Raw genomic sequence first — 16,454 nt, 5'->3', positions numbered from 1 at the left:
GACGCCGCACCGGCCGAGGAGCCGCCCGCGCAAGGCGCACCGGCAGAGACGCCGCCGGCAAACAATTGACAGTGGCGCGGCAAAGGTCCGCGCCCTATATACCGGTTTTTCTACGAGAGGCCGCCCGATGCCTGACCCGGACGTTTCCTATTCGGCCGAGGCCGACGACCATTTCCACGACGAGTGCGGGGTGTTCGGCATTCTCGGCAGGCAGGATGCGGCTGCGATCGTCACGCTCGGCCTGCATGCGCTCCAGCATCGCGGGCAGGAGGCGGCAGGCATCGTCTCCTTCGATGGCACGCAGTTCCATGTCGAGCGCCATGTCGGCCTGATCGGCGACACGTTCACCAAGCAATCCGTGATCGACCGGCTGCCGGGCAACCGCGCCATCGGCCATACGCGCTACGCCACCACCGGCGGCGCCGGCCTGCGCAATGTCCAGCCCTTCTTCGCCGAACTCGCCGAGGGCGGGCTGGCGATCGCCCATAACGGCAACATCACCAACGCCATGACCGTGCAGCGCGTGCTGCAGAAGCAGGGTTCCATCTTCTCGTCGACCTCCGACACCGAGACGATCCTGCACCTCGTCGCCACCAGCAAGGAACGCGACACCAATTCGCGCTTCATCGAGGCGATCAAGCAGCTCGAGGGCGCGTTCTCCCTCGTGGCGCTGACCGCCAAGAAGATGATCGGCTGCCGCGACCCGCTGGGCATCCGGCCGCTGGTGCTGGGCGACCTCGACGGTTCGTGGATTCTCGCCTCCGAGACCTGCGCGCTGGACATCATCGGCGCGCGTTTCGTGCGCGACCTCAAGCCCGGCGAAATGGTGGTGATCACCTCCAAGGGCATCGAGAGCATTTTCCCGTTCGAGCCGCAGAAATCGCGCTTCTGCGTGTTCGAATATGTCTATTTCGCCCGGCCGGATTCCTCGGTCGAGGGGCGCAACGTCTATGACGTGCGCAAGCGCATCGGTGCGGAACTGGCGCTGGAGAGCCCGGTCGAGGCCGACATCGTCGTGCCGGTGCCCGATTCCGGCACACCGGCGGCGATCGGCTTCAGCCAGGCCGCCGGCATCCCGTTCGAACTCGGCATCATCCGCAACCACTATGTCGGCCGCACTTTCATCGCGCCGGGCGATTCGATCCGCCACATGGGCGTGAAGCTGAAGCACAATGCCAACCGCCGCATCATCGAGGGCAAACGCGTCGTGCTGGTCGACGATTCGATCGTGCGCGGCACCACCAGCCAGAAAATCGTGCAGATGGTGCGCGACGCCGGGGCCAGGGAAGTGCATATGCGCATCGCCTCGCCGCCGACACGCGCCTCCTGCTTCTATGGCGTCGACACGCCGGAGAAGGCGAAATTGCTGGCGTCGCGCATGTCGGTCGAGGAGATGGCGAGTTTTATCCGCGTCGATTCACTGGGCTTCCTGTCGCTCGACGGGCTCTACCGGGCGGTCGGCGAACCGTCGCGCAACAACGAGCAGCCGCAATTCTGCGACGCCTGTTTTTCCAACGAATATCCGACAAGGCTGCTGGACTTCGAAGGCCACGACAATGTGCGAACGCTGTCGCTGCTGGCGACGGGCGGGCAGTAAGGGACAAGCGGCAACGGCCATTTTAGCAACCGTAGCCTGATTTCCGGCGATCTCCCTTCAAGCGAAGTCTATCCAACCGCCCTACACGTCTCGGTCCTGTCAGATCAGCCCTCGCTTCATAGCCAACACCTCACCGGGACCATGCACCGCCGCGTAGAGCAGGCCGGCCAAAAATGTGAAGTGGTCGACGAAGAAGCCGAACTCGACTTGATTGCCTTGCCAATGCGACGGGCCGTGGAAGGCGAAGGCGAGGAAGATCACGTAGACGCCGGCCAATAGAGCGGCTTCCGAGAAAAACGCGCCGGTCAGGAAGGCCAGCACCAGCCCCACCTCGAAGATCGCCGCCAGCCAGGCGAGAAGCAGTGGAAACGGAAAGCCGGCGGCCGCGATGTAGCTGGCGGTGTCGTTCATGCCGGCGAACTTGAAGGCCGCGGCCATGGCGAAGATGCCCGCGAAGATCAGCCTTGCGACGAGAATTGCGACTGTCCTGCCCATGTGTTCGATCCTTCGATGATGCTTTCGAAGCCAAGGACGCAGAGTGACACAGCTTTCCGACATCCGTCTTCGAAATTCCGATTCCCGATGCGTACTACAGATGGATGATTGCCAGCGGTTCGGGGTTTCGCCGGAGAGGAATTCGTCCTATCTGGTGCCGCCTGTCTGTTCGAACCGGATGCCTGCATGCCCCCTGCCCCCGACCTCTCCGGCCGCGTCGCGCTTGTCACCGGCGCCTCGCGCGGCCTCGGCTATTTCACCGCAAAACACCTTGCCGCGGCCGGCGCGCATGTGATTGCCGTCGCCCGCTCGGTCGGCGGGCTGGAGGAACTGGACGACGAGATCAAGGCGGCGGGCGGCCAGGCGACGCTTGTGCCGCTCGACATCACCGACATGCCGGGCATCGACCGGCTCGGCGGAGCGATCAGCGAGCGCTGGGGCAAACTCGACATCCTGGTCGCCAATGCCGCGATCCTCGGCGTCATCTCGCCGATCGGCCATGTAGAGGCGAAAACCTTCGAGAAGGTGATAACGGTCAACGTCACCGCGACATGGCGGCTGATCCGCTCGGTCGATTCGCTGCTGCGCGCTTCAGACGCGGGCCGCGCCGTCATGCTGACGTCCAGCCTGGCGCACAACGCGCGCGCCTTCTGGGCGCCCTATGCCGCGTCGAAGGCGGCGGTCGAGGCGCTGGCCCGCTCCTGGGCGCATGAGACGGAGAACATGCCGCTCAGGGTCAATTGCTTCGACCCCGGCGCCACTCGCACCGCCATGCGTGCGCAAGCCGTGCCCGGAGAGGACCCGATGAGCTTGCCGCACCCGTCAGATGTGGCGAAGAAGATCCTGCGGCTCACCAGCCCCGCCTTTGCCGGAACCGGGCTGATCTACCAGTCGAAATTCGACAGGCTGGTTCGTTACAAGGATCCGGAGCCGGTGTGACCGCCGCTCTGCGCCAATCCTCCACCGGGTCTGGTGCAGCGCAATGACCCCGACCACCCGTATAGCCTGATGCCGTCTCGGCGCCGCATCCGCGGCGTCACCCCGGTGCCTCCATGGCGAACGCAACAATTGTCGAACCCGCCGACCGCGTGCTGCTCGGCATTTTGCTGACCAGCGTCGCCTACGCTCTGTTTTCGGCGCAGGACGCGGCGATCAAGCTGCTGGTGGCCGGCATCTCGGTCTGGCAGGTGATGGTCTTCCGCAGCATCGTCGTGCTGGCTGGGTGCCTGGCGAGCGGCGGCACGGCGCTGTTCCGCGACGCCGTCCATTCGCCCATCGTCAAGCCGATGCTGCTGCGCAGCGTGCTCACGCTGCTGGCCTGGCTCTGCTACTACACCGCCGCGAAATATCTGCAGCTCGCGGAAATGACGACAATCTATTTCGCCGCTCCGGTGATCGTCACCACCCTTTCCGTCTTCATCCTGCGCGAGCAGGTGCCGCTGCTGCGCTGGGGTTCGGTGTTCCTCGGCTTCATTGGCGTCTTCATTGCCTGCGATCCGGCAAATCTCGGCATCACCATGCCGATCCTGCTGGTATTGGCGGCTGCCTTCTTCTGGGCGCTGGCGATCGTGCTTCTGCGCAAGATCGCGCAACAGGAACGGACGATCGTTCAGCTCGTCCTCAACAATTTGTTCTTCCTGATCTCGGCCGCCGTGCCGATGGTCTTCGTCTGGCAGACGCCGTCCCTCTACCAGTTCGTGCTGCTGCTGATGGTCGGCGTGCTCGGCGGAGCCGCGCAACTCGCTTTGTTCGACGGGATGAAGCGGGCAGCGGCGTCGGTCATCGCGCCATTCGAATACACATCGCTGGTCTGGGCGTTCGTATTCGGCTACCTGATCTGGGACGACGTGCCGAGGCCGGAGGTTTTCGTCGGCGCCGGGATCATCGTTTTCGCGGGCCTCATCGTCATCGGCGGCGAGCATTTTCGCAAGCGCGCCTGAGCGTCGTGGCAGCGGCCAAAAAATAATCGAAAAAATTTCATTCGCGATGGAACGAATACGCCCGAGCCACGTTTTGTTGGTTGACGGGCACCCCCCTATGCCCACCCCCCCGCCCGTCATTCGCTTAAAGCCAGCCTCCGGGCTGGCTTTTCTTTTGGGTTGGCGCGGTGTTTGACAGGCTCGCGCATTGACGCGGACCGCGGATCGACTACCCTTTCGGGCATCGCGGCCCGGGAAGAGGCCGGGAGCGGCGGCATGACGGGTTGGGAGGCGCGGCATGATCCTGACTGGCGTTGTTGTTGGCGTGATTGTCGCCGCCTATCTCGCGGCGAGTTCCGTGCTTATGTTCCGTCTTGGCCTGTCGCTGCGCCAGGCGCTCCTCTATCTGCCGCTGAAACTGCTCTATCGCATCGACGACCGGCGCATCCGCCTTGCCCGCGATGCCGAGGCGCCCGTCATCTATGTCGTCACCCATCAGTCGCGGCTCGATCCGGCACTGATGCTGTCGTTGCTGCCCGACGACACACTGCATATTCTCGACGAGGAATCGGCGAAGGCCATGTGGCTGGAGCCGTGGCGCGAACTGGCGAGAACCATTGCCTTCAACGCCGAGCACCTGTTCGTCAGCCGCAGGCTGGTGCGCGTCCTCAATCGCAAGGGCCGGATCGCGGTCTACCTGCCGGAGAATGTCGAGCCGGATACGCGCGACTTCCGCCTCTATCGCGCCGTGTCGCGGATCGCGCTGCAGGGAGACGCCCGCATCGTGCCGGTGATCATCGACGGCGCGCGCCATCTGCCCTTCTCGCTGATCGACGATGACAACGCGCCACGGCGCGTGCTGCCGAAATTGCGGATCGGCACGCTCGAACCGCTCACCATCAACGAGATGACGGCACGCGCCGGCGCGGCCACGACAACGGGATCCAATGCGCTGTTCGACAGGATGGCCGAAGCGCGTGGTATGACCGCGTTCTCGCGGCGCAGCCTTTTCCAGGCGGTGCGCTCGGCCGCGAGACGCTTCGGCGCCGACCGCCAGATCGTCGAGGATGCGGTCAGCGGCACGCTGACCTACCGGCAATTGCTGATGGCGGCGCGCATCTTCGCCGGCCGCTTCGCCCGCATGACGGCGCCCGGCGAGGCGGTCGGCGTGCTGCTGCCCAATTCCAACAGCATCGCGATCTCGCTGCTGGGACTGATGTCGGCGGGCCGCACCGCCGCGATGATCAACTACACGGCGGGGCCGGCGAACGTCACCTCGGCGGTGCGCACCGCGCTGATCCGCACCATCGTCTCATCGCGCGCCTTCATCGAGAAGGCCGGGTTGGAGGACATCGTCGAGGCGGCGAAAGCCGGCGGGGCGCGGCTGGTATGGGCCGAAGACATCCGTGACGGCATCACCGGCTTCGACCGACTGGCCGCGGCGCTCTGCTGGCAAAGCCCGGTCGGCAGCCAGGATTCGGCCGCGCCGGCGCTGATCATGTTCACCTCCGGCTCGGAAGGCGCGCCCAAGGCCGTCGTGCTTTCGCATCAGAACCTGATCTCCAACGCCATGCAGGTCGAAGCGCGGCTGGCGATCGGCCCGCGCGATTTCCTGATGAACGTGCTGCCGGTGTTCCATTCCTTCGGACTGCTCGGCGGGCTGATCCTGCCCCTGCTCACCGGCGTGCGCACCCTGCTCTATCCGTCGCCGCTGCATTACAAGCAGATCCCGAAAGTTGCGGCGAAACGCCGGCCGACCATCCTGTTCAGCACGGACACCTTCCTCTCCGCTTATGCCAAGGCGGCCGACGATGACGATTTCGTCAGCCTGCGGTTCGCTGTAGCGGGGGCCGAGCCGTTGCGGGCGGAGACGCGGCGCATCTGGAAGGAACACTTCGGCACAAGGTTGCTCGAAGGATTCGGCTTGACCGAGGCCGCGCCGGTGGTCGCCGTCAGCACGGCGACCCACAATCGCGAGGGCTCGGTCGGCCGCCTGCTGCCCGGCGTGCGGGTGCGGCTGGAGCCGGTCGAGGGGATCACCGACGGCGGCCGCCTGTGGATCAGGGGGCCGAACGTCATGATGGGATACATGTCGGCGGACCGGCCGGGCGTGCTGCAGCAACTGCCGGAAAGCTGGCACGACACGGGCGACATCGTCTCCTTCGACCGCGAGGGCTTTGTCACCATACGCGGCCGCGCCAAGCGTTTTGCAAAAATCGCCGGCGAGATGGTGTCGCTGGGCGCGGTCGAGATGCTGGTGCAGTCGCTGTGGCCCGAACATAGGCACGCCGTGGTTGCGGTGCCGGACAAGCGGCGCGGCGAGCGTATCGTTCTTGTCACCACGGCAACAGAAGCAGATGCCGTAGAGCTTCGCCGCGCCGGCAAGGAGGCCGGCCTCGCCGAACTGGCGGTGCCCCAGGACATCGTCAAGGTCGACGAGATCCCGATTCTCGGCACAGGGAAGATCGACTATCCGTCGACGCGGCGGCTGGCGATCGAGAGGCTGGGCCTGCCTGCCGCGGCGTGAGATGGTGCGTCCTTCGAGGCTCGCCCGCCGATGATTTTCGCTTTCCTCGCCGACGTAGCGCGGGCTCGCACCTCAGGATGAGGGAAGTCGTGCCTGCAACGCCAATCGCCAACATCGTCGCTCATCTTTATCGACGCCCATATGTGGCCGACGCTCCCAACGGGAGGCATCGCTTCGCCGATTGGCGTTGTAGGCACGACCTTCCTCATCCTGAGGTGCGAGCCCGCACGACGCTGAAAAATAGAGTGAAATCATCGGCGGGCGAGCCTCGAAGGACGCACCCCAAGCGACGCCCTCTCAACCGGTCTCGCCATCAGCCGGCGGCGGTTCCTTTGCGGCTTCCAATGTCGACCGGCGCGAATACGCACGGACGCTGAACGGCAAGAACAGGAGATAGGCGAACACGCCGACCGACAGCGTTTCCCAGGGATAGGTAAAGAGCAGCAGGGCGAAGAAGACGACGCCGAGGATCATCGGCATCACCGTGTCGCCCGGCACCCGCAGTCGTTTGCCGGACCACACCGGCAGCCGGCTGACCAGCAGGAAGGCCACAAGGATGGTGAAGCCGGAGCCGATGAAAGCCGCTGTGCGGCTGGGCTCGAAAGCGCCGATGAAGATCAGGTAGACGGGCAACAGCACGATGACGGCGCCGGCCGGGGCCGGCACGCCGACGAAATACTCGCCCTGCCAGGCGGGCCGGGTCTTGTCCTCGTCCAGCACGTTGAAACGCGCCAACCGGAGACCGCAGGCGATGGCGAACAGCAGGGCCGCGATCCAGCCGGGAGAGCCGGCACGGTCGAGCAGATAGGCGTAGAGCACCAGCGCAGGCGCAACGCCGAAATTGACGATATCGGCCAGCGAATCCATCTGCGCGCCGAATTTCGACGTCGCCTTGAGCATGCGGGCGAGGCGGCCGTCTATGCCGTCGAGGAAGGCGGCGATGAGCACCATCACCACCGCCGTCTCAAAACGGTTCTCGAAGGCCAGCCTGATGCCCGACAGGCCGGCGCAGATCGCCAGCACGGTGATCAGGTTGGGCAGGACCAGCCTGAGCGGGATTTCGCGGATGCGCGGGCCGCCGTGGCCGTGCGGTTCGAAACGCTGGAACGGACCGGCCACCGGTCAGGAAACCCGGACCAAGGGCGTGGCGGGGCTGCCGCCGAACTCGGCGATGACCGTCTCGCCGCCCACCGCCGTCTGGCCGACCGCAACGCGCGGTGTGGCCTCCAGCGGCAGGAAGACGTCAACACGCGAGCCGAAGCGGATCAGGCCGAAACGCTCGCCGATGCCGATGTTGCCGCCCTGTTCGGCCCAACAGACGATGCGCCGCGCCACCAGGCCGGCGATCTGCACGGCGGCGACGGTGCCGTTCGGACTGTCGATGACGAGGCCGTTGCGTTCGTTCTCGCTGCTGGCCTTGTCCAGTTCAGCGTTCAAGAATTTCCCCGGGCGATGCTCGATCTTGGTGATGCGACCGCGGACCGGAGAGCGATTCACATGGCAGGAAAAGACGTTCATGAACACCGAGATGCGGGTCATCTCGGCGCCGCCGAGGCCCAATTCGCGCGGCGGAACGGCCGGGCCGACCGCCGAAACGATGCCGTCGGCAGGACTGATCACCAGCCGGTCGTCGGCCGGCGTAACGCGCTGCGGATCCCGGAAAAAATAGGCGCACCAGGCAGTGAGAATCAGGCCGATCCAGAACAGATTGGTCGAGAAGATGCCCAGCACCAGCGTGACAACAGCAAAGCCGCCGATGAACGGCCAGCCCTCGCGATGGATCGGCACGAAGGCATTTTTCACAGTATCGACGAGGGACATCGGCATCCGACAGTTTGCTAACGGTGCCGCCTATTTACGGGATGGGAACGCGAGTGGCAACGCGATCGGATATCCGAAGCACTGCGACGCAACCGGCTTCACACACAAAAGATTGAGCACGGTTCAGAGGAACCGAGGCTTCACCCCTACTCCACCTCCGCCGTCCGCCGCCTGACGATCACGCCGAGGTCGTCCTCCTCGCGGGCGATGCGCAGTCGCTCTTCCGCCTCGGTCGCCTCGCGCTGGCGCGCCCACATGGAGGCGTAGAGGCCGTCTTTCGCCAAAAGGTCGATATGGTGGCCACGCTCGGCGATCTGGCCGTCCTTGAGCACGATGATCTCGTCCGCCGAAATGACGGTGGACAGGCGGTGGGCAATCACGATGGTGGTGCGGCCGCGCGACACCATGTCGAGCGCCGCCTGGATCTCGAGTTCGGTATGCGAGTCCAGCGCCGAAGTGGCCTCGTCCAGCATCAGGATCGGCGGCGCCTTCAGAATCGTGCGGGCGATGGCCACGCGCTGCTTCTCGCCGCCGGAAAGTTTCAGCCCACGCTCGCCGACCATGGTTTTGTAGCCCTCCGGCAGATGGGCGATGAACGGGCCGATCTGGGCGAGGTCGGCGGCCTTGCGGATGTCTTCTTCCGAGGCGCCGACGCGGCCGTAACGGATGTTGTAGGCGATGGTGTCGTTGAACAGCACTGTATCCTGCGGCACCATGCCGATCGCGGCGCGCAGACTCTCCTGCGTGGCGCCGCTGATATCCTGGCCGTCGATCAGGATTTTTCCGGACTGGATATCGTAGAAGCGGAACAGCAGCCGCGAGATCGTCGATTTTCCCGCGCCGGACGGACCGACTATGGCCACCGTGCGGCCGGCCGGAACCTCGAAGCTGATCCCCTTCAGGATTTCACGGTTGGGATCGTAGGAGAAATGCACGTCGCGGAATTCGACGCGGCCCTCGCTAACAACCAGCGGCCTTGCGTCCGGACGGTCGGATATCTCGGCGGGCACGTCGAGCAGGTCGAACATCTGCTCGATGTCGGTCAGGCCCTGGCGGATCTCGCGATAGATGAAGCCGATGAAATTCAGCGGCACCGAAAGCTGCATCAGCATGGCGTTGAGGAAGACGAAGTCGCCGATGGTCTGCGTGCCGGCCTGCACCTCGCGCGCCGAGAGCAGCATGATGGCCAGCATGCCGGCGCCGAAGATGACGCCCTGGCCGAAATTCAGCCAGCCGAGCGAGGTCCAGGTTTTCGTCGCGGCGCTCTCGTAGCGGGCCATGGAATGGTCGAAGCGCTGGGCTTCCATGCGCTCGTTGTTGAAATATTTCACCGTCTCGTAATTGAGCAGCGAATCGATCGCCTTGGTGTTGGCGTCGGTGTCGCTGTCGTTCATCTCGCGGCGGATGGCGATGCGCCAGTCGCTCGCCCACACGGTGAACCAGGTGTAGAGCGCGACGGTGACCGCCACGACGACGACGTAGATCCAGCCATAGGCGACGGCGAAGATGACGGCCGTCAAGGCGAATTCGAGGATGGTCGGCAGCGTGTTCAGGATGGTGAAGCGGACGATCGTCTCGATGCCCTTCACGCCGCGCTCGATGATGCGCGACAGGCCGCCAGTGCGGCGCTCCAGATGGAAGCGCAGCGACAGGTCGTGCATGTGGACGAAGGTCTTGTAGGCGAGTTTGCGCACCGCATACTGGCCGACGCTGGCGAACAGCGCGTCGCGCAACTGGTTGAGGCCGACCTGGATCAGGCGGACGAGATTGTAGGCGATGACGAGGGCCGCCGGCACCAGCAGCCAGTCCGGCAGCGGCGGCGTGCGGGTATGATCGCCGACCAGCGCGTCGGTCGACCATTTGAAGAAATACGGGACGGCAATCAGCACCAGCTTGGAGACGACGAGATAGACCGTCGCCCAGACGACTCGCATGCGCAGATCGCCGCGCTCGGCCGGCCACATATAGGGTTTGAGGTTGAGCAGCGTCCTGAGCGTCGAGCCGGACTCCGCCGAGACAGTTTTGTCGGCCAATTTTTTCTTCCCTGTTTCCGGAGCCGTTTCCGCCGCAACGGGCGGCCGGCGCGGATATTTGGTACCTATCCCAGACTCATGACACGCGGTCCGGCGCAAACGGCTGCCTGATCCGGACAGCAGGAGGCGGCCAGCGCGGTGACGCTTTTTGCCGTGTCGGCCAGCGCCTGCCGGTCGATCTCGTATAGGGAACGCTGGCGCTCCTGCCTGACCCGCACCAAGCCCGCCTCGACCAGCACTTTCAGATGCTGGGAGACGGTGGACTGGGCAAGCTCCATCCGGCCGACCACATCCTTGCAGCAGCAGCAATCGGCATCCGCCAGATGTCTTACGATCTCCAGCCGGGCCGGATGGGAGAGCGCGCCGAGCCGGACGGCAAGCCGCTCGGCGCCCGCCGGATCAGGTTTCATGATGAGGGTCGCGTGTGATCATCGTTTATCGACGATAAACGATGAAATTCGATACGGCAACCGCCGGGAGCATACTGTTCTAATTTTTTAGCGGGTCACATGCGGATGATCGCGCAGGGCCGGCATTTGTGAGAGGCTTGGGCGAAAGCGAGGGCTCATTCATGCTGCTGATCACCGGGACGTTCCGCATCCGGCCGGAGAAATTTTTGGAAGCAAGGCCGGTGATGGAGGCGATGATCCTGGCCAGCCGCGCCGAGCACGGATGCCTCGGCTACGCCTACGCCGTCGACCTGCTGGACGGCGGGCTGGTGCATGTCGTCGAACACTGGCGGGACCAGGCAGCGCTTAGTGCGCATTTTTCCTCCGCCCACATCGCCCGCTGGCGCGCCACCTGGCCGTCGCTCGACATCACCGACCGGGATCTGACGCTGCACGAGGTGGGTGGGTCGAGGGCGACGTGATTGACAAGGTGAGCATCGTCCGCTCGAGATCAGCCGTGCCTCGCTTTGACGAACGACCGCTTGCAACCCGAGGCTGTGTGAAAACTCGACGTCGAGCCGTGCATGAAGAATGCTATTCCCAGATCGGCCTAGACCGAGAATTGGATGATCGCTTGGGTGCTTCCAAAGGTACTCATGGAGAACAATATTCTGTGCTCGCGATGAGGAGTTGTGTTTTCACACAGCCTCAACCCCATCGCGGCCGTTCGGGTGCTTTCTCCGTTCGCCGAAACCCGACTTTCGCCAAATTTCCCTAGACGGCAAATCTAAGCGGAACGTGGGCCGGCTGTTCCTGGGCGAGAGTGCCTCAATAGCTGTCGTCCTCTTACAGATGTCGTAAACAGTTTCGAGCACCGGTTCCTGAACCGCAATGACATGTTTCGCGTTAGTGACAGAGCGCTGTAGTCTCGCTTGGCGCGACATACGCATCGCCCGATCGTCGCACCGTTGGCAGGAGAGACTGATAGCAGCCAATATTGGACAACGGGTGGCGCGCCTGGCCGGCTTCTCTCGGCACCGCTCTCGGGTTTCGTGGCATGTATCCACGGCCAAGCGCGACGTGGCGGCGCAACTTTCTGCGCGGCGCGTGCGCTATGTTCCGCCTCCCTAGAGCACACCCGGCAATCTCGATGGCCATCGGTGACCGCACCCAAGCTCCACCACTATGTTCCGCAATTCCATCTCCGCCGGTTCGCCGACGAGCTAGGTCGGCTGTGGGCGTGGGACAAGCTGAGCGACCGCATCTTCCGGACCTCGACGGGCGGGATCGCCGCCGAGAAGCAATTCTACCGGTTGACGCAATACGAGCCGGATGGTCACGACCCGCTTACGATGGAAAAGCAGTTGTCGGAGATGGAGGGCGAGGTCTCGCTCATCACCGATCAGTGGCTCGAATGGCTGCCCCAGATGGAGCCACTCGACAAGGTACCGATCCCGCGCATGAATCGCTGGATCGTTGCACGCTATCTTGCGGTCCAGATGCTGCGCACGCTCGACACGCGCGAAATACTGTCGGCGATGATCCAGATCGATCGCGGCGAGCCGGTCGACGCCCACGAGGCGCGCGAGCTGCACACCGAGCTAATGTGGGATCCGCACGTTTTGGAGAGATTTACGGAGAGGTTCAGGCGCTCGGTCTGGATCTTCGCGCGCAACGACAGCGCGACGCCATTCGTGACCTCAGACAATCCCGTCGCGTTCCGTAGCCCGGACCATCGCCAATGGCTGCGATCGCTCGCGCTGGTGCCAGGCGCCTATCTCGTCTTCGCGATGTCGCCCGGCGCGGTGCTCTATTGTTACCCGCGCGTAGGGCCTTCCCGCAAGCTGGGCAAATTTGTCAATTGCCTTTCGCCGGTGGTACTGGATGACGAGATGGTTGAGAGCGAGAATTGCGGGCAGGTGTTCATGGCGTCACGCTTCGTGATCTCGAACCGGCCCGACTTCGAGGCCGAACGCGCCTTTGCCCCGACTATCGGCACCGACACTTACGCGCCGCCCATCTGATGCGATCAAAATTGACGTCGCGAACCGGAACAGACGAGAGCGATCTATTCGGCTTCATCCGAGGTTTGCCGTTACCTGAATGTACCGCTACTTTCGGCAGCGAGATCGACAGCCCTAGAATGCCGGACTTGAAGGTGTGCTGCCGTCGAAGCTCGCTGGTCAGCCGAATTACCGTTTTCCCGGCGTAGCAGCCCAGAATCCGCCAGTCCGTTTCCACCCGTTGCCGTCCGTCGAAGCTAGAGCCCCGAGAGAAAGGCCTCGGCCGCTCCTCCCCGGCAGGCGTGAAATATTCCGATGAAAGCGGCTTCGCGGGCGGAAACGTTCGGTTTGCCCCAAAACGTCTTGCCGGTTTTCCGAGCCGGCGAAGGAACGGAGCGGAGTGTGGAAGGCAGCGTCTGGTTCATGCAACCGAAAATCGACGCTCGCACCGCGTTGATGCCACATTTCTTTCCGCGCGCGTTGAGGGCGTTGGGCCGCACTTCCCTGATCCGCCGTTCAGCGCCGGTCAAGACGAAGGCCCGCTCGGCTCTCGGGAAATTGTTGGAAGACAACAGCATTTGCAACCTACTGCGCTCGTCCGCATACTTCAGACTTTGGCATGATGTGGCCGCGTGGGCGCCCACGACGCCCGATGCAAGAATCGCGGACGCGATCCCAACGTGCCAGATCATCTTTGAGCATATATGCATCGCGAGAGCGTATCGACGCCCGTTTGCGGCTGCAAGGCCGAGCGAACGCCGCGCTACTGCCGCACTACCGGCGATATCGCCTGTTCGCCAAGCGTGGTCAGGTCGGCCTCCTCGCCCCTCTCGGTCTTGCTCGGCACCGAAAAGACCTGGCCGGGATAGATACGGTCGGGATCGTCGATCTGGTGCTGGTTGGCGAGGTAGATGGTCGAATAGCGCAGGCCGTGGCCGTAGACGCGCCGCGAAATGCGCCACAAGGAATCGCCGCGGCGGATGATGACCGATCCGTCGACACTTTGCAGTTTTGGCGAGAGCGCATCGGCCGGCTTGGCGGCGGCGTCGGTCCCGGCGGCGGGTTGCGCGGGCTGCTCCACGCTTGCGGCCGCGATTTCCGCCGGCTTGTTCGGCGCCGGTTGGGTGGCGGACGCATCGGCGGGTTTCGGCGCGGGTTCGCCGGACGCAGGTGACGCGGCCGGAGCAGCGGCGATGGCGGCCGGCTTTTCCGAAGGTTTTGGCGCGTCGGCTGCCGGTTGATCTTGCGTGGCGGCGGTCGCGGACGGCTTTGCCGCCTGGCCCGCTTCGGACGACGGAGCGTTGCCGACTCGATCCTGGGGGCCCGCCGCTACGGTTTCACCGGCCGGCTGCGACGCGGGCGCGGCGACGGCAGCGACGTTATCGCCGGCCTCGCGCTCGAACGGCACGGCGGCGCGCGCCACCACCTCGGCCCCGTCCGGACCCAGCGCGTCGACGCGGATGATGTAGTCGCCGACCGGCAGGTCACGCTCGGCCTCGATCAGGAAACGGCCCTCCTGGGAGGTTTTGGCGTCGCCCAGCAAAATCTCGTTGGCATAGCCGCGCACGGTGCGGCCGGGATCGGCCCTGCCGGCGACGAAGATGCGGCGGCCTTCGATCTCGACGGCTTCCACGGCGACTTTGGTTTTGCTTGCGGGCTGCTGCTCAGGCTTGGCAGGCGCCGTATCGGGCGTCGCCACGGCAACCTGCTGTTCGCCGCCGATGGCAGGTTTCTGCTCCGGCGCGGCCGGCTCGCCGGTCGCCGTCGTCTCGGCGGCGGGTTTTTCCTTCGAAGCGGCCGGCTGTTGCTTTGCCGTCGTGTCGGCGGCGGCCTTGTCTTTCGCAGCAAAGTCGGCCGCGGGCTGATCCGATGCCCCGGCATCGGCGGCAGCCTGCTGCTGGGGGGCGGGCTTCTCGTCCGAAGCAGGGGGCGGCGTGGCGGCCGCCGGGGTTTCGGAACCGGCGGCGGGAGTTCCCGAGTCGCCGGCGGCGGAAGCTACTGAAGGCTTGGCCTGCTTCGGTTCGGGAACGGTGATCAGTTCGGCGGGCTTGCCCGGTTCCTCGACCAGGGCAAGCACCTGCCCGTCCGGCGAATCGGGGATCGACACCACTGCCGTCTCGGTCGACATCGCCACGACATTGTCGGCGGTCGTGGAGCGCAGGACGATCTGGTAGTCGCCGGGCTTCAGGGGCTCGTCCAGCACGATGGCGAAATCGCCGCCTGGACCGGCCATGGCGCTGCCGATGACGCGCGAGCCGATGATCGCCTCGACCTTGGAATCCGGAGCGGCATGGCCCGCGATGACGATCGAGCCGTCGGCCTCGACCCGCACGAGATCGAAGGTCGGCGCCTCGACGGTCGGCTGCGGATTGGTTCCGGCCGCGGCCGGACCGGGCGCATCAGCCTTCGGCTGCTCGGCAGCAGGCGGAAGCGCTGCCTGCTGTTCGGGCGCGGCAGGCGTGGCGGCCGCAGGCGCGTCGCTTGCGGGCGGTTTTGGCGCTTCGACGGCAGGCTTGTCGCCCGTCGGCGTCGTGGACGTCTCGCCCTGGCCCGAAGGCGCATCGCCCTGGCCCGAAGGCGCATCGGCAGGTGGCAAGGCGGCAACCTTCTGGCCCGCGGGCGCCATGTCAACGACCGCCGGTGGGTTCATCTGCGGATCGAACACGCCCGCGACATAGGCGGTTCCGCCGACGGCAGCCGATCCTCCCGCCAGAAACAGCAATGCCTTGATCGGAGTAAGTGCCATATGTCCGTACGCCCCTTCGCAATCCTTGTAACAGGCGATGCCGGGCAGCGATCGTATCCAGCGGCGCTGCCGGCCCACGCACCCAGGCACGCCACGCCGCGATCCGCAGACCGCCCTTCCCCTCGGCCCGGCCTTTTACGAGGTCCGTTTGCCGCCTAAGGTCCGCCCGCCGGCTTCGGCGGGACTCGCGAGAAACGGACCTCAATGCGCGGTCTAGCGTGTTTTGGCGGCAGCCACAAGGAAATGCCCGTTTTCTTCGCTTGACCGGAACGATCCACACACTCACCAATCAAGGCATGAACACGATTCGATCCGTCTGCGTCTACTGTGGCTCGTCACCGGGCCGAAGCGACATCTACATGAAGGCCGGCCATACGCTCGGCCGGTCTATCGCCGAAGCGGGCCTGCGCCTTGTCTATGGCGGCGGCACCAAGGGGATCATGGGCGCGGTAGCCGACGGCGCGCTGAGGGCCGGGGGCAAGGTGACCGGCATAATCCCGCGCTTCCTTCTCAACAAGGAAGCGACGGAAGCAAGCCTCGGCAAGTTCGACGACATCGTCGTCACCGAGAACATGCATGAGCGCAAGCACAGGATGTTCCAGGAATCCGACGCCTTCGTGGCGCTGCCGGGCGGCATCGGCACGGTGGAGGAGATCGTCGAGATCATGACCTGGGGCCAGCTCGGCCATCACCGCAAACCTATCGTCTTCGCCAACATAGCAGGCTTCTGGCAGCCCATGCTGGCGCTGATGGACCACATGCGCGCCGAGGGTTTTATTCACACCGGCCATCTCGTGCAGCCGCTGGTGATCGACAAGGTCGAGGCGATCGTACCTGGCATTCTGGTCGAAGGAGCCAATGCCGGGACACCAACAGGTGGCGAGAAGGCGGTCATCGAGAAGATGTGAGAGCCTCGACCGTCAT

At 64.7% G+C, this 16,454-nt stretch carries 14 protein-coding genes; 7 read left to right on the top strand and 7 right to left on the bottom strand.

Going from position 1 to position 16,454, the window contains the following annotated elements; genetic code table 11:
- The first annotated feature begins 127 nt into the window (after nucleotides 1-127).
- Nucleotides 128-1,597 (top strand): amidophosphoribosyltransferase, encoded by a 1,470-nt coding sequence (purF, locus tag ACH196_RS31945; protein ID WP_396650883.1) that lies wholly within the window; start codon nucleotides 128-130, stop codon nucleotides 1,595-1,597.
- 99 nt (nucleotides 1,598-1,696) lie between these two features.
- Here the strand turns inward: purF and ACH196_RS31940 are convergent, their stop codons facing one another.
- The gene (locus ACH196_RS31940) at nucleotides 1,697-2,092 is read right to left on the bottom strand and encodes a DoxX family protein (RefSeq protein WP_396650882.1); all 396 of its coding nucleotides are present in this window, start codon (nucleotides 2,090-2,092) and stop codon (nucleotides 1,697-1,699) included.
- 186 nt (nucleotides 2,093-2,278) lie between these two features.
- Here ACH196_RS31940 and ACH196_RS31935 point away from each other — a divergent pair, with 186 nt between their 5' ends.
- From ACH196_RS31935 to ACH196_RS31925, 3 genes are all read left to right on the top strand, one after another.
- A complete protein-coding gene (locus tag ACH196_RS31935) occupies nucleotides 2,279-3,031 on the top strand; it encodes an SDR family NAD(P)-dependent oxidoreductase (protein WP_396650881.1) in 753 nt (250 codons plus the stop codon).
- Nucleotides 3,032-3,144: 113 nt separating this feature from the next.
- Nucleotides 3,145-4,032, top strand: coding sequence for a DMT family transporter (locus ACH196_RS31930; RefSeq protein ID WP_396650880.1), 888 nt, complete (start codon nucleotides 3,145-3,147; stop codon nucleotides 4,030-4,032).
- Nucleotides 4,033-4,309: 277 nt separating this feature from the next.
- Nucleotides 4,310-6,538: an AMP-binding protein gene (locus ACH196_RS31925; RefSeq protein ID WP_396650879.1), complete on the top strand. Its 2,229-nt coding sequence runs from the start codon at nucleotides 4,310-4,312 to the stop codon at nucleotides 6,536-6,538.
- Nucleotides 6,539-6,835: 297 nt separating this feature from the next.
- Here the strand turns inward: ACH196_RS31925 and pssA are convergent, their stop codons facing one another.
- From pssA to ACH196_RS31905, 4 genes are all read right to left on the bottom strand, one after another.
- Complete coding sequence (gene pssA, locus ACH196_RS31920; protein ID WP_396650878.1) at nucleotides 6,836-7,657, bottom strand: CDP-diacylglycerol--serine O-phosphatidyltransferase; 822 nt, start codon at nucleotides 7,655-7,657, stop codon at nucleotides 6,836-6,838.
- Between the two features lie 3 nt (nucleotides 7,658-7,660).
- Nucleotides 7,661-8,359: a phosphatidylserine decarboxylase gene (locus ACH196_RS31915; RefSeq protein ID WP_396650885.1), complete on the bottom strand. Its 699-nt coding sequence runs from the start codon at nucleotides 8,357-8,359 to the stop codon at nucleotides 7,661-7,663.
- A gap of 146 nt (nucleotides 8,360-8,505) precedes the next feature.
- The gene (locus ACH196_RS31910; RefSeq protein ID WP_396650877.1) at nucleotides 8,506-10,392 is read right to left on the bottom strand and encodes an ABCB family ABC transporter ATP-binding protein/permease; all 1,887 of its coding nucleotides are present in this window, start codon (nucleotides 10,390-10,392) and stop codon (nucleotides 8,506-8,508) included.
- 65 nt (nucleotides 10,393-10,457) lie between these two features.
- Entirely contained in the window at nucleotides 10,458-10,802 is a 345-nt protein-coding gene (locus tag ACH196_RS31905; protein WP_396650876.1) for an ArsR/SmtB family transcription factor, read from the bottom strand.
- Nucleotides 10,803-10,963: 161 nt separating this feature from the next.
- Between ACH196_RS31905 and ACH196_RS31900 the strand changes: the two genes are divergently transcribed.
- Nucleotides 10,964-11,263: a putative quinol monooxygenase gene (locus ACH196_RS31900; RefSeq protein ID WP_396650875.1), complete on the top strand. Its 300-nt coding sequence runs from the start codon at nucleotides 10,964-10,966 to the stop codon at nucleotides 11,261-11,263.
- Nucleotides 11,264-11,941: 678 nt separating this feature from the next.
- The gene (locus ACH196_RS31895; RefSeq protein ID WP_396650874.1) at nucleotides 11,942-12,805 is read left to right on the top strand and encodes a DUF4238 domain-containing protein; all 864 of its coding nucleotides are present in this window, start codon (nucleotides 11,942-11,944) and stop codon (nucleotides 12,803-12,805) included.
- 236 nt (nucleotides 12,806-13,041) lie between these two features.
- Here the strand turns inward: ACH196_RS31895 and ACH196_RS31890 are convergent, their stop codons facing one another.
- A complete protein-coding gene (locus ACH196_RS31890) occupies nucleotides 13,042-13,476 on the bottom strand; it encodes a hypothetical protein (RefSeq protein WP_396650873.1) in 435 nt (144 codons plus the stop codon).
- 71 nt (nucleotides 13,477-13,547) lie between these two features.
- Nucleotides 13,548-15,530: a LysM peptidoglycan-binding domain-containing protein gene (locus tag ACH196_RS31885; RefSeq protein ID WP_396650872.1), complete on the bottom strand. Its 1,983-nt coding sequence runs from the start codon at nucleotides 15,528-15,530 to the stop codon at nucleotides 13,548-13,550.
- A 296-nt stretch (nucleotides 15,531-15,826) separates the two neighbouring features.
- Between ACH196_RS31885 and ACH196_RS31880 the strand changes: the two genes are divergently transcribed.
- A complete protein-coding gene (locus tag ACH196_RS31880) occupies nucleotides 15,827-16,438 on the top strand; it encodes a TIGR00730 family Rossman fold protein (RefSeq protein WP_396650871.1) in 612 nt (203 codons plus the stop codon).
- The last annotated feature ends 16 nt before the right edge of the window (nucleotides 16,439-16,454 follow it).

The organism is Mesorhizobium sp. IMUNJ 23232 (genome assembly GCF_044326205.1).
Lineage (GTDB): Bacteria > Pseudomonadota > Alphaproteobacteria > Rhizobiales > Rhizobiaceae > Kumtagia.
Note: the sequence above shows the minus strand (reverse complement) of the source record. Positions and strands in the feature narration are given on the sequence as shown.